General features: G+C 70.3%; 14 protein-coding genes. 11 read left to right on the top strand and 3 right to left on the bottom strand.

The genetic code is table 11. The features are described 5' to 3' along the window. Window positions 1-72 precede the first annotated feature (72 nt). The 11 genes from IFU19_RS01920 (at window position 73) to IFU19_RS01870 (ending at window position 10428) form a co-directional block, all read left to right on the top strand. Window positions 73-867: a TIM barrel protein gene (locus IFU19_RS01920; protein ID WP_070408998.1), complete on the top strand. Its 795-nt coding sequence runs from the start codon at window positions 73-75 to the stop codon at window positions 865-867. After that, entirely contained in the window at window positions 864-2378 is a 1515-nt protein-coding gene (locus IFU19_RS01915) for a GMC oxidoreductase (protein WP_192012774.1), read from the top strand. Before IFU19_RS01920 ends, IFU19_RS01915 begins: the two co-directional genes overlap by 4 nt. A gap of 90 nt (window positions 2379-2468) precedes the next feature. Beyond that, the gene (locus IFU19_RS01910) at window positions 2469-2876 is read left to right on the top strand and encodes a C-glycoside deglycosidase beta subunit domain-containing protein (protein ID WP_055832566.1); all 408 of its coding nucleotides are present in this window, start codon (window positions 2469-2471) and stop codon (window positions 2874-2876) included. Next, the gene (locus IFU19_RS01905; protein WP_192012773.1) at window positions 2873-3979 is read left to right on the top strand and encodes a sugar phosphate isomerase/epimerase family protein; all 1107 of its coding nucleotides are present in this window, start codon (window positions 2873-2875) and stop codon (window positions 3977-3979) included. The genes IFU19_RS01910 and IFU19_RS01905 overlap by 4 nt, the downstream gene beginning before the upstream one ends. A 95-nt stretch (window positions 3980-4074) precedes the next feature. Next, the gene (locus tag IFU19_RS01900) at window positions 4075-5121 is read left to right on the top strand and encodes a sugar phosphate isomerase/epimerase family protein (protein ID WP_192012772.1); all 1047 of its coding nucleotides are present in this window, start codon (window positions 4075-4077) and stop codon (window positions 5119-5121) included. 26 nt (window positions 5122-5147) lie between these two features. After that, window positions 5148-5930, top strand: a complete 783-nt coding sequence (locus IFU19_RS01895; protein ID WP_055832574.1) for a nuclear transport factor 2 family protein — start codon at window positions 5148-5150, stop codon at window positions 5928-5930. Between the two features lie 8 nt (window positions 5931-5938). Beyond that, on the top strand, window positions 5939-6355 hold the full coding sequence (locus tag IFU19_RS01890) for a C-glycoside deglycosidase beta subunit domain-containing protein (protein WP_191916081.1): 417 nt from the start codon (window positions 5939-5941) through the stop codon (window positions 6353-6355). Then, a complete protein-coding gene (locus tag IFU19_RS01885; RefSeq protein ID WP_235561547.1) occupies window positions 6352-7548 on the top strand; it encodes a Gfo/Idh/MocA family protein in 1197 nt (398 codons plus the stop codon). Before IFU19_RS01890 ends, IFU19_RS01885 begins: the two co-directional genes overlap by 4 nt. 13 nt (window positions 7549-7561) lie before the next feature. Beyond that, window positions 7562-8566: a sugar phosphate isomerase/epimerase family protein gene (locus IFU19_RS01880; protein WP_192012771.1), complete on the top strand. Its 1005-nt coding sequence runs from the start codon at window positions 7562-7564 to the stop codon at window positions 8564-8566. A gap of 3 nt (window positions 8567-8569) precedes the next feature. Further along, window positions 8570-9442, top strand: coding sequence for a ThuA domain-containing protein (locus IFU19_RS01875; RefSeq protein ID WP_192012770.1), 873 nt, complete (start codon window positions 8570-8572; stop codon window positions 9440-9442). Continuing rightward, window positions 9442-10428 (top strand): Gfo/Idh/MocA family protein, encoded by a 987-nt coding sequence (locus IFU19_RS01870; RefSeq protein ID WP_192012958.1) that lies wholly within the window; start codon window positions 9442-9444, stop codon window positions 10426-10428. The genes IFU19_RS01875 and IFU19_RS01870 overlap by 1 nt, the downstream gene beginning before the upstream one ends. 75 nt (window positions 10429-10503) lie before the next feature. On the opposite strand, the gene IFU19_RS01865 is transcribed toward IFU19_RS01870, so the two are convergent. From IFU19_RS01865 to IFU19_RS01855, 3 genes are all read right to left on the bottom strand, one after another. Beyond that, a complete protein-coding gene (locus IFU19_RS01865) occupies window positions 10504-11484 on the bottom strand; it encodes a restriction endonuclease subunit R (RefSeq protein WP_192012769.1) in 981 nt (326 codons plus the stop codon). Further along, window positions 11481-11996, bottom strand: a complete 516-nt coding sequence (locus IFU19_RS01860; RefSeq protein ID WP_192012768.1) for a hypothetical protein — start codon at window positions 11994-11996, stop codon at window positions 11481-11483. The genes IFU19_RS01865 and IFU19_RS01860 overlap by 4 nt, the downstream gene beginning before the upstream one ends. A gap of 84 nt (window positions 11997-12080) precedes the next feature. Continuing rightward, the gene (locus tag IFU19_RS01855; RefSeq protein ID WP_055832589.1) at window positions 12081-13349 is read right to left on the bottom strand and encodes an ROK family protein; all 1269 of its coding nucleotides are present in this window, start codon (window positions 13347-13349) and stop codon (window positions 12081-12083) included. Window positions 13350-13437: the final 88 nt, after the last annotated feature.

Genomic DNA, 13437 nt, shown 5'->3' with positions numbered 1-13437 from the left:
CCCGCCCACAGCGATGCCGCGAAGCGCGGCATCCGTCGATCGTCGCGCCCGCGCCCCCCGAAAGGACACCCCGTGTACCAACTCGCCCCCAACATCGAGCTCCTCTTCACCGAGGCCGGCGACTACCACGACCGCGTGCGCGCGGCGGCGGCGGCGGGCTTCGACGCCGTGGAGATGTGGGGTCCGACCGGAGTCGACGCCCCCTCGACCCCCAAGGACCTGCCGGCGCTGAAGGCCGCGCTCGAAGAGACCGGTGTGCAGCTGACCGCTCAGCTCGCCGAGCCCCGCACGCAGTTCATGATCCCGCCGTGGGACCACTCCGAGTTCTTCCGCAAGCTCGACGAGGGCGTCGAGATCGCCCGCGACCTGGGCTGCCCGCGCATGGTCGTGGGAAGCGGAACCGGCTTCGGCGGGTGGAAGCGCCAGGTGCAGCTCGACAAGCTCGTCGAGATCTACCAGAAGGCCATCGCCCAGATCGACGGATCGGGCATCGGCCTGGTACTCGAGCCGGTGAACGTGCGCGTCGACCACCCGGGGTCGCTGCTGGACCGCACATCGGAGGCCGTGTACGTCGCCCGCGGTGTCGCTTCGCCGCACTTCGGCGTGCTGTACGACATCTACCACTCGGCCGTCGAGGGCGAGGACATGCGGGCCGAGCTCGAGAACGCCGGCGACCTCGTGCACTACGTGCAGCTCGCCGATGCTCCCGGCCGCGGCGAGCCCGGCACCGGCGAGCTCGACTGGACCGAGCGTTTCGGCCTGCTCCGCGCCAGCGGTTACGACGGCCCGGTGGGCCTGGAGTACTACCCGACCACCGCGTCGGAGGCCTCGGTCGCCCACGTCGTCGAGATCGCGCGCTCGGCATGAGCGCCCGGCAGTACCCCGGTTCGGTCGACGTCGTCATCGTCGGCAGCGGTCCGACGGGAGCCGCGTACGCGCGGATCCTGTCGGAGCAGGCGCCGGGTGCGACCATCGCGATGTTCGAGGTCGGTCCGACCGTGTCGAACCCTCCCGGTGCGCACGTGAAGAACATCGCCGACCCCGCGGAGCGCGCCCGCGCGCAGGCGGCGTCGGAGGGCCCGGGGGAGCGCGGAGCCAAGGTCGCCAACCCCGGCGCGGCGAAGGCCGGGGTGCGCGGCGCACGGCCCGGAACCTACCTGCTCGACGACGGCTACGCGTTCGACGGTGAGGACGGCATGCCGGTCGCGGCGATGTCGAGCAACGTCGGCGGCATGTCGGCGCACTGGACGGGCGCCTGCCCGCGCCCGAACGACAGCGAGCGCATCGACTTCCTGCCCGACCTCGACGAGCTGCTCACCGAGGGCGAGCGGCTGCTCGGGGTGCGCACCGACGCGTTCGATGGGGCGCCCTTCGGTGCGATCGTGCGCGAGCGCCTCTCCGCGGCGGTCGACGAGGGCCGCGTGGAGGCCACGAGAGTGCAGCGGATGCCGCTGGCCGCGCATCGCCGCGACGACGGCCGCCTGGTGTGGTCGGGGTCCGACGTGGTGCTCGGCGACGTCACGCGCGAGAACCCCGGGTTCACGCTGATCGACGAGTCGCTCGTGACCTCGGTCGTGGTGACGGCGGGGCGGGCGGCGGGCGTGGTCGTGCGCGACCTGCGTTCGGGCGAGGAGCACGAGGTCGCGGCGCGATTCGTCGTGGTCGCCGCCGACGCCCTCCGCTCGCCGCAGCTGCTGTGGGCCTCGGGCGTGCGTCCCGACGCCCTCGGTCGCTACCTCAACGACCAGGCGCAGATCGTCTTCGCGGCCCGCCTGCGCGACATGCCGCCGCTGGGCGCCGACGCGCCCGCGACGGGACTCGCCGAGTACAGCGGTGTCAGCTGGGTGCCCTTCATCGACGGCTCGCCCTTTCACGGGCAGATCATGCAGCTCGACGCCTCGCCGATCCCCCTCGCCGAAGACGATCCGGTCGTGCCGGGCTCGATCGTGGGGTTGGGGTTGTTCTGCGCGAAGGACCTGCAGGCCGACGACCGGGTGGCGTTCGACGACGCGTACGTCGACGGCTACGGGATGCCGGCCCCGCGCATCCACTACCGGCTCACCGCCCGCGACCACGAGGTCATCGAGCGGGCGCGGCACGAGATCGTGCGCCTGGGCGAGGCCGTCGGCGATCCCCTCGACAGTCGACCGTTCACGCTGCCCCCCGGATCGTCGCTGCACTACCAGGGGTCGACGCGGATGGGCGTCGCCGACGACGGCACGAGCGTGTGCGACACCGACAGTCAGGTGTGGGGCGTGCCGGGGCTCTTCGTGGCGGGAAACGGCGTCATCCCGACGTCGACGGCGTGCAATCCGACGCTCACCTCGGTGGCGTTGGCGGTGCGCGGGGCGCGGAGGATCGCGGCATCCCTCACCTGATCTCCTTGCTTATGCAGGAAACAGACATTAGAATGTAGAAATCAAGACAAAGAGGTCTGCGGCTTCGGTCGCACCGACGAGGAGGTCATCGTGATCCCGGATCGCATCATCGAGCAGGGGACGCTCACCGCCCGGAACGGGCGCGCGTCGGTGGAGGTGCGCCTGCCCTGGTACCGGGCGCTGCCGGCATCCTGCATCTCGGGAGCCACACTGACCGTCGACGGCGTCGAGGCGCCCGCCGACTCCCTGCGGTGGAGCATGAACGGCGAGGAGTTCACCTTCGCCGAGATGAAGACGAACACCGAGCAGTGGTGGTTCCCCACCGACTCCGCCGTCCTGTCGGGGGATGTCCCCGCGGATGCCGGAGAGCACGAGGTGCGCGTCGATCTCGAGCTCTACATCCCCTACATCATCATCGCCGACGACCAGGTGCTCCACATCGAGGAGCACGACACCAAGACGATGACCGCTCGCCAGGTCGAGGAGGCCCGCGCATGACCGCTCAGCAGAAGGGCACCCCCATCCAGGGCGTCACCCTCTACAGCTTCACCCGCGCCTTCCACGGCCGCGAGTACGACCTCGACCAGCTGATCCGCAAGACCGCGGCCGAAGGCTTCGGCCCGGGACTGGAGATCATCGGTTTCTCGAGCTTCCGCGGCTTCCCCGAGATCGACGACCGGTTCGCCGGCCGCTTCAACGACCTCATCGACGAGGTGGGGCTCGTGCGCACCTCGCTCGCGGTCAACGCCGACATCGGCCTGCGGCCCGACGCGCTCATGAACCAGGACGAGCTCCTCGCCTACATGCGCAAGCAGATCGCGGCGGCAGCGAAGCTCGGCTTCCCCATCGCCCGCGTGCAGATCTCGATCACCCCCGACTCGATGGAGGCCCTCGCCCCCATCGCCGAGGAGTACGGCGTCACGCTCGCCCTCGAGGTGCACGCCGACCAGTACGCCTCGCACCCGCGCATCCTCGCGCTCCGCGACCGCTACGAGAAGGTCGGGTCGCCCTTCCTCGGCTTCACGATGGACTGGGGTGCCACGGTCAGCGGCTTCGCCCCCTCGCTCATCGAGGCGTACCGCCGCCGCGGGGCCTCGGAGGAGCTTCTCTCGGCCGTCGTCGCCCTGTGGGACGAGTACTACGAGCAGGGCCCGCCGGCCGACCAGGCCGAGCACGGCCAGCGCTTCGGCCGCTTCATCGGACTCGGTCACCAGTACGGCCGCCCCGACCTCGGCATCGACTTCGGCATCAACGGCACCGGGCTCTTCGGCCCGGCGCGCGTCGACGACTGGCTCGAGATCATGCCGTGGGTGAAGCACGTGCACGGCAAGTTCTTCGGCATCGACGAGAACGGCCAGGAACCCTCGGTCCCCGTCGCCGACCTCATCACCCTGCTGGTGGACAACGGATACAGCGGCGCCGTCTCGAGCGAGTACGAGGGCTGGCACTGGAACCACTGGCAGAGCCCGTTCGAGATCATCCGGGGTGAGCAGCTCGTGCAGCGGACGGCGGCCGAAGCGGCCGGTTCGCGCATGATCACGGATGCCGCCGAGGCGCGCCGCGCCCTCGACGCGCACCTCTCGCACGCCGTGCGGGCCTGACCCCTCCTTCGCGCACCCTCGCGCATCCCCTCTCCGCGCCCCCGCGCGCACCCGACTTCGCGCACGCACGTGCGCATCCCGAAAGGACCCCTCACATGAGTGACGGCATCGCCGGAACCGGCATCAAGCTCGGCACCACGCTCTACTCGATGACCAGCGAGTTCGCCGCGGGGCAGTACACCCCCGAGACCCTCATCAAAGAGGTGCACGACCAGGGCATCGGCCCGGGCGTCGAGTTCAACTTCGCGCAGCTGCTGCGCTCGTACCCCGACGTCGACGCCGACTTCGTGAAGCTCTGGTTCGACTCGCTCGAGAAGTACGGCCTCGAAGCCAGCGCCGTCGGAACGAACCTCGACATGGGCCGCCGCAAGAGCCGCGACATGACGCTCGACGAGGAGCACGACTTCCTCGCCCGTCAGCTGAAGGCCGCGCACACCCTCGGCTTCAAGAAGATCGTCATCCGCTCGCACGGCAAGGAGCTGCTGCGGAGCCTGCTCCCCCTCGCCGAGAAGTACGACCAGAAGCTCGGGTACGAGATCCACGCACCGTCGGGGCCCAACGACCCCAAGGTGCTCGAGATGCGCGAGATGTACGAGGAGCTGCAGTCGGACCGCCTCGGCTTCACCGCCGACTTCTCGTCGACCATGCACTCGCTGTCGCCGACGCTGCTGCGCACCCTCGGGCAGATGGGCATGGACGAGAAGCACTTCTCGGTCATGGACGAGATCTGGCACGACCCCACGCCCATGCACGTGCGCAACCAGAAGTTCGAGGACTACCTCTCGGGCGAGGGCGTCGACTTCCTGCGCTTCGGACCCTTCACGCGTCTGGCCTTCAACATGCACGGTCTCGTCGCTCCGGAGGAGTGGCTCGACATCATGCCGCAGATCTTCCACGTGCACGCGAAGTTCTACGACATCGGCGCCGACGGCGAAGAGCCGGCCATGGACATCCCGCGCATCGTGAAGCAGTTCGTGCTCGGCGGGTACGAGGGCTACCTCTCGAGCGAGTGGGAAGGCCACGCGTTCAGCGACCTCGGCGAGAGCGACCCGATCGACCTCGTCAAGAAGCAGCACACGCTCATGCGCACGGCCATCGAAGACACCGTCGCGGAGCAGTCAGCCGCACATCAGCTCGCCTGAACCGTCGCGCACACGAAGGAGTGAGCATGTCGAACACCGCCACCGAAGCATCCGTCGCCGATCTGATCGCCGAGGTCGCACGCCTGCGCGACCAGGTCGAGGCCGCCCACGCCCTGGCGCAACGCGCCGAGGACCGCGGGCAGGTCGAGAACCTGTTCAACCGGTACATGTACCTGCACAACGCGTTCGAGGACGAGCAGATCATCCCGCTGTGGGTGAAGGAGGGCACCGAGGGCATTCGGGCGCGGTACACCAACGCCGGCCAGTACACGACCTGGCAGAGCGTCACCGACTACCACCGCGGACGCCCGCACCCCGAGGGCAAGCTCATCCTGCACTCGACGAACACCCCGGTCATCGAGGTGGCCGCCGACGGCGAGACCGCCAAGGGCGTCTGGATGATGGCGGGCACCGAGTCGGGCCTGACCGACCCGACCGTCGCCGAAGCGTTCCCCGACATGTACTCGCCCACCGAGGTGCTCGGCAAGAAGGTCTGGGCGCACTGGGTGTGGTGCAAGTACGCCATCGACTTCCGCAAGCAGGACGGCGAGTGGAAGTTCTGGACCTTCCGCTGCTACGAGCTCGCCCGCGCCCCCTTCGAAGAGAACTGGGTCAGCTTCGGCCTGAAGAACCAGGGCGCGTTCGACCTCGATCTCATGTACTTCGGCGACGACGGCAAGCCCGTGTTCATGCCGCCGGCCGATGAGCCGGTGCGCGACACCAACCACCCCTACAGCCCCGAAACCACGCAGAAGCTCGAGCCGGTGCCGCCCGTCGCGCACGCGAGCTTCACCGACACGTTCGCCTAGGAGACACCATGGCCACCCACAACTCCCTCTTCGCCGAGAAAGACGTCCGACGCACCGACGACGGCCTCGCCGTCTCGGTGCAGCTGCCCTGGTACCGCAGCCTCTGGCTGTCGGCCGTCGACAACGTCGGCGTCACGGTGAACGGCGTCGCCGTCGCCGCCGACGACCTGCGCTTCTCGCTCGAGAGCCGCGAATATCGGATCGAAGAACTGCCCGAGCAGTCCGAGACTCTCTGGTTCGTCGCCGACCGCCCCGACGTGCTCATCCACCTCGACACCCCGCCGGCGGCGGGCGAGACCGTCACCGTCGAGGTCGTCCTGACCATGCGTCTGCTCTACATGCAGATCATGCCGGGCGCCGACGGCGGCCCCGGCCGCTACGTCACCAACCGCGTCCCTGTCGAGCGCGAACTGGTCCTGGCATGACGAACGCCCAGCCCCTCCGCGTGGCCATGATCGGCTACGGCTTCATGGGCGCCGCCCACTCCGTCGGGTGGCGCCAGGCGCCGCGTATGTTCGACCTGCCGCGCGCGGTCGAGATGACCGTGGTCGTCGGACGCAACGCGGATGCCGTGGCCTCGGCCGCCGCGAAATGGGGCTGGGCCGAGTCGGCCACCGACTGGCGCGAGGTCATCGCGCGCGACGACATCGACATCGTCGACATCGTCACGCCCGGGGAATCCCACGCCGAGATCGCGATCGCCGCCCTCGAGGCCGGTAAGCATGTGCTCTGCGAGAAGCCGCTGGCCAACACCGTGGCCGAAGCCGAAGCGATGGCCGAGGCGGCCGGGCGCGCCCGGGCTCGTGGCGTCCGGTCGATGGTGGGCTTCACCTACCGCCGGGTTCCCGCCGTCACACTGCTGCGCGACATGATCGCCGAGGGAGCCGTCGGCACCGTGCAGCAGGTGCGCGCGGCATACCGCCAGGACTGGCTCGTCGATCCCGAGACGCCGCTCGCCTGGCGTCTGCAGAAGGAGCACGCCGGCTCCGGGGCGCTCGGCGACATCGGCGCGCACATCATCGACATGACGCAGTTCGTGACCGACCTCGGGGTGGAGAGGGTCTCGGGCACGATCGACACGATCGTGGCCGAACGCCCCCTGCCCACCGACGGGTCCATGGGACTGTCGAAGGGGGCGGGGGGCATCGAGAGAGGCGCCGTCACCGTCGACGACGTCGCCCTCTTCACCGGACGCCTCACGAACGGCGCACTCGTCTCGTTCGAAGCGACGCGCTTCGCGACCGGGCGCAAGAACGCCCTGACCATCGAGGTGTCGGGTGATCGCGGCGCGCTCGCGTTCGACCTCGAAGACCTCAACAGCCTGCGGTTCTACGACCGCACCGCCCCCGAGGGGCGCCAGGGCTTCACCCAGGTGCTCGTCACCGAGCCGCAGCACCCCTACGTCTCGGCGTGGTGGCCCGCCGGCCACATGCTCGGCTACGAGCACGGCTTCAGCCACCAGGTCGTCGACCTCGTCGAGGCGATCGCCGCCGGCACCGACCCCCACCCCTCGTTCGACGACGGCCTGCGCGTGCAGCGCGTGCTCGACGCCGTCGAGCGCAGCAGTGCCGCCGACTCCGCGTGGACGCGCGTCGGCTCGCCCGTTCCCGCTCTCTGAAAGGACCGCCGCCATGGCCCGCCCCATCACCCTGTTCACCGGCCAGTGGGCCGACCTGCCCTTCGAAGAGGTCGCCCGCCTGGCGGGCGAGTGGGGCTACGACGGCCTCGAGATCGCCTGCTGGGGCGACCACATCGACGTCTCGCGCTGGGACGACGCCGACTACGTGCAGTCCCGCCTCGACATCCTCGAGAAGAACGGCCTGAAGGTCTGGACGATCTCCAACCACCTCGTCGGCCAGGCCGTCTGCGACGATCCCATCGACGAGCGGCACCACGACATCGTGCCCTCCCGCGTCTGGGGCGACGGGGACGCCGAGGGCGTGCGGCAGCGTGCGGCGGAAGACCTCAAGAACACGGCGCGGTTCGCCGCGAAGCTCGGGGTCACGACGGTCACCGGCTTCACCGGGTCGAGCATCTGGAAGTACGTGGCGATGTTCCCGCCCGCCTCCGACGCCATGATCGAGCGCGGCTACGAGGACTTCGCCGCGCGCTGGCATCCGATCCTCGACGTGTTCGAAGAGGTCGGCGTGCGCTTCGCGCTCGAGGTGCACCCCTCCGAGATCGCCTACGACTACTGGACCGCGAAGAAGACCCTCGAGGCCATCGGCCACCGCCCGAGCTTCGGCTTCAACTTCGACCCGTCGCACTTCGTCTGGCAGCAGCTCGACTCGGTCGCGTTCGTGCTCGACTTCGCCGACCACATCTTCCACGTGCACTGCAAGGAATCCACGACCAGCCTCGACGGTCGCAACGGCGTTCTCGGCTCGCACCTCTCGTGGGACAACCCGCGCCGCGGGTGGACCTTCGTCTCGACCGGGCACGGCGACGTGCCGTGGGAGCCGCTCTTCCGCGCGCTCAACGCCATCGGCTACGACGGACCCACGAGCGTGGAGTGGGAGGACGCCGGAATGGACCGCCTCGTCGGCGGCCCCGAGGCGCTCGCCTTCGTGCGCAAGCTCGGCGAGATCACCCCGCCGCACCAGCTGTTCGACGCCGCGTTCTCCTCGAGAGGCTGACCCGTGACCGACACCCTGAAGGTCCTGATCCTCTCGGGTCACATGACGATCGAGCACGACAACGCGCACCGCAGCTTCCGCCTGCACAACCAGTGGATCACCACGCTCCTCGAAGACACCGGGCGCTTCACCGTCCGCGTCGTGGAGGATCCCCGCGGCCTTCCCGCGAGCGTCATCGACAAGTACGACGTGCTCATCGTCATCTTCGAGGGCCGCGACGGCTACCACGACATCGCCACCGGGTTCGGCGGCGAGACGGATGCCGCGATCCTGCGCTTCGTGCACGACGAGGGCAAGGGCATCGTGTGGTTCCACGGTTCCGCCGCTCAAGAGGACCGCTGGGGGTACCCCGAGGAGTACAACGTCATGCGCGGAGCCAAGCTCAGCGCGTGGGAGACGGGCCTACGCCCCCGCCCGTGGGGCGAGGCGCAGCTGCGCACGACCGAGCCGCGGCATCCGATCACCGAGGGCATCAACGCGACCTGGACCGTCACCGGCGACGACATCCTCGTCGGGGTGCAGATGTACGACGGTGCCCAGGTGCTGCTCACGACCTTCGACGACCTCGAAGCGTACGAGAAGGCGCCCGTGTGGCCGATGTCGCACTACCCGGTCGACATCCCCGAGGGCGGCATCGCGGCGCTCCCCGGTATCAACACCGAGCAGCCCCTCGCCTGGATCAACGAGTACGGCGCGGGTCGGTCGTTCACCATCACGATCGGCCACGACATCGACACGTTCCGTCGCATCGAGTTCATCCGCATGTTCCCGCGGGGTGTCGAGTGGGCGGCGACCGGCGAGGTCACGCTGACCGGGCCCGACCGTCGCGGCGACCGCCGCATCAACCCGTGGCCGTACTACCACGGCGAGGGGTGATGCTCGGCGTCGGCATCCTCGGCGCGGGCGGGATCGCCGAACGCGCGATGGTCGAGCCGGCCCGGGGCGTCGACGGGGTCGAGGTCGTGGCGATCGGCGCGCGCGATCCCGAGCGGGCGCGGGCCTTCGCCGACCGTCTCGACCTGCCCGCGTGGGGCGACTACGACGCCGTCCTGGCCGACCCCCGCGTCGACCTCGTCTACCTGGCGCTGCCGCCCGTCGTGCACGCCGAGTGGGCGACGCGGGCGCTGGCCGCCGGTAAACACGTGCTGTGCGAGAAGCCGCTCTCGGCGAACGGCACCACGGCCGCGGCGATCGCCGATGCGGCGGATGCCGCCGGGCGCCGCGCCTTCGTCGGGTTCCACTACCGCCTGCACGGGTTCATCGCCGACCTTCTCGACACGATCGGTTCGGGCGTGCTCGGCGAGGTGAAGCTGGTGGAGATCGACTTCAGCATTCCGCACTTCGTCGTGCAGCCCGGGAACATCCGCCTCGACGGCGACCTGGCCGGCGGAGCGGTCATGGACGTGGGCTGTTACGCCGTCGACCTGCTGCGCGCGGCGTGGGGCGAGCCCGAGGTGGTGTCGGCCACGGCGCAGATCTCCGACGCCGATCCGCGGATCGACCTGCAGACCGATGCCGAGCTGCGCCTGCCCGGTGGCATCCCCGCCCTGCTGCGCGCCTCGTTCCTCGGCGACGACGCGGGGGCGATGTGGGTGCGGGTCGATGGCAGCGCCGCATCGCTCTGGGCGACGAGCGTGATCGTGCCGCAGTGGGGGGCGACCCTCACGGTGACCTCGACCGACGGTTCCGTGCTGCGCTCGGTCGCCGCGGACCCCGACGAGAACAGCTACGCGCGCCAGCTCGAGCACCTCGTCACGGTGCTGGGTGACGGGTCGCCGAGCATCCTCGACGCCCGCCGCGGCGTGGGGACGATGCGGGTGGTCGACGAGATCTACCGAGCCGCCGGACTGCAGCCGCGCTGACGGGGCGCCATGAGTCGCCGCGATCTGTCGCTCGCGCGCCCACCTGAGCGACAGATCGTGGCGACTCGCCGGAGCTCAGGCGGGAGCGAGCACCGTGCGAGCGAGGGCCAGGTGCCGTTCGGTCATCTCCCACGGGTCGTCGTCGAGCCACTCCTGACCGCCCCACTCGCTGCAGAGCGTGCCGGCGAAGCCCGTGGCGCGCAGCGCCCGCCCCACCTCGCGGATCGGCGTCGACACGCGCCCGTCGGCGTCGTCGAGATCCCAGAACTTCAGGTGCAGCGCCCCGAGCAGGGGCAGAACGGATGCCAGGTCGGCCACGTTCGAGCGACCGAAGCGCACCAGCAGGTTCATGTAGAGCATGTGCACCGGTCCCGGCACCCCGCCGGAGCGGAGCACGTCGATCACCGCGCCGTGGGTGGCGGGGTCGCGCCACTCGTCGCGCAGGCGCCGCACGAGATCCGCGGGGAGGCCGCCGCGCTTGAGCTTCTCGAGGTAGGTGACCGGCAGGGCCGGCATGAGCATGCTGATGTCGAGCAGCAACCGCACGCGCGGGGTGTCGAGTTCGGCGATGCGGTCGTACGCGGTGGCCGTGCCCGGATCGGTCGGGGTCTGATGCCCCTGCGCCTCTTCGTACAGCACGAGATCGAGCTCGTCGAGCAGGGGCACGAGGTCCGCGAGCAGCGATCCGGCCTGTCCGATGGGCAGGCGCACGCCCGCGGCTCCCGCGCTCGCCGCGGCGCGCAGCTGCGGTTCGAGGAACGCCCGGCGTTCGGCATCCGTGCGCCGTCGTCCGCGCGCGAACTCGTCGATGCTCACGCCCACGATGCTCACACGCCCTCCGGCGGCGGCGAGCCGGTCGTGGAACGCCGTCGTCTCGGCGGCGGGCGGGTCGGGGAACCCACGCCACATCTGGCCCAGCTCGATCTCGATGGCCGTCGCGATGCCGCGCTCCACGAGCGTGAGGGCGAGGTCGGGGGCCGAGCGCTCGGCGCGCACGACCTCGGGGGTGACGTTGAAGGCGCTCGCCGCCAGCGTCCACTCCGCAGGAATCGTCACGACAGCCCCTCCGCATCGCGCGCCGCATCGCCCGCCGCGTCGCGCCCCACATCGGGGGTCACATCGCGCGCCACATCGCCCGACACATCGCGCGACACGCTCGACGCCGTCGCGTCCCTCTCGAGCTCCCTCGTGAAGACGAACGGCAGACGCAGGGGATCGCCCGGCCCGCCGGGCAGGTACGGGATCTGGAGCCGGAACGACACCGACACCTCGTGGATGCCGGGGGTCGTGGCATCCGGGATTCCCAATACGACGCGATCCTGCAGGTACCACCACCCTTCTTCGTCGGCGAGGTCGGCCGCGGCGAGGCGGCGATCGCCGAGCACGATGACGGGATCGTATCGACGGCCTCCGACATGCACGACGGGGTCGAGCAGGCTCGCGAGCGGCAGGGAACGGATCCACGGCAGGGACAGCCGTACCTCGGTGCCGGCGGAGACGCCGGGCACGTCGCCGGAGCGTTCGGGAGACGAGCGCAGAGCGTCGTCGCGCAGAGCGGAAAGGGTCATGGCGGGCACGTCCTCGTGTCGCGGCGCACCCCGTGGCGCGCTTCCGCTCACAACCTAACGACTAATGTCGAAAAAAGGAAGAAGTTAGTCGACCGTGCCGTGCACCGCGGCGACCGTCGGGCGTCCCTCGCCGAACCATCGGGGAAGGCTGATCTCGAACAGCTGCTCCTGCGCGAGATCGACGCCCCCGCGGAGCGGCTCGCGGCTGTCGTTCTCACTCACCTTGATCGTCAGGTCGCGCGTCGCCAGCGGCAGCGAGAGCTCGTAGACGCGGTGGCGCACCTCGGCGAGGAAGAGCTCGCCGGCCGAGGCGAGAGCACCCCCCATCACGATGACGCTCGGGTTGAACATGTTGACCAGGGCGGCCACGGCCTCGCCGATCTGACGCGCCCCGGCCTGCACGAGCGAGATGGCGAGGGCATCACCCCGCTCGGCCGAGAGGGCGATGTCTTCGGGGGCGAGGTCTTTGCCGGATGCCGAGATCGCGGCCAGAGCGCCGGTGGCGCCCCCCGCGATCGCGGCGCGGGCGTCGCGCACGAGCGCCCACCCGCCGGCCACGGCCTCGAGGCACCCGGTCTTGCCGCAGCGGCAGGTCTGCTCGGCGCCGGGCACGCGCACGTGGCCGACGTCGCCGGCCGCGCCGTTGGCGCCGCGGTGCAGACGCCCGTGCGACACGAGCCCCGCGCCGATGCCGGTGCCCACCTTGCAGTAGATGAGGTCGACGCCCTCGTCGCGGCGCCGTGCGCGTTCGCCGGCGGCCAGCAGGTTGACGTCGTTGTCGACCCACACGGGGGCGTCGTAGCGCTGCTCGAAGGCGCCGCGCACGTCGAAGCCGTTCCAGCCGGGCATGATCGGCGGGGCCACGGGGCGTCCGGTCTCGAAGTCGACGGGTCCGGGCAGGCCCACCACGAGGGCCCAGACGGGAGAGCCGTCGTCGCCGGCGAGCAACTCATCGACCATGGCGGTGGCGGTGGCGAGCGTCTCGTCGGGGCCGCGGGCGATGTCCCAGACGCGGTGCGCCTCGTCGATGATCTCGCCGTCGAGGTCGGTCACTCCCACGTGGATGTGGAGCCCGCCGAGGGCGCACACGACGATGCGGCCCCGCTCGGCGCGGAAGCGCAGGGTGCGGGGAGCGCGGCCGCCCGAGGACGGGGCGTACTCGGCGTCTTCGAGGAAGCCCATCTCGACGGCGCGGTCGACGCGCTGTGCGACGACGCCGCGGCCGAGTCCGGTGACGCGACCGATCTCGGGCCGGGTGACGGCTTCGCCGAGGCGGACCATGTTGACGATGCGCAGCAGGCTCGTGACCTCATCGGTCTGCGCGCCGAAGCGGAGGGTGGACACGTTGGCCATGCGTTGATCTTCACACAAGCCCGCCCCGCGACTGCCGGTTTGGCCCCATCTATGGTTCATTAGTCTCTGACTTCAGCGTTTTTTGTGC

The sequence above is a fragment of the Microbacterium sp. CFBP 8794 genome (assembly GCF_014841235.1).
Lineage (GTDB): Bacteria > Actinomycetota > Actinomycetes > Actinomycetales > Microbacteriaceae > Microbacterium.
The sequence above is the reverse complement of the archived record's forward strand: the minus strand, read 5'-3'. Positions and strand labels throughout refer to the sequence as shown.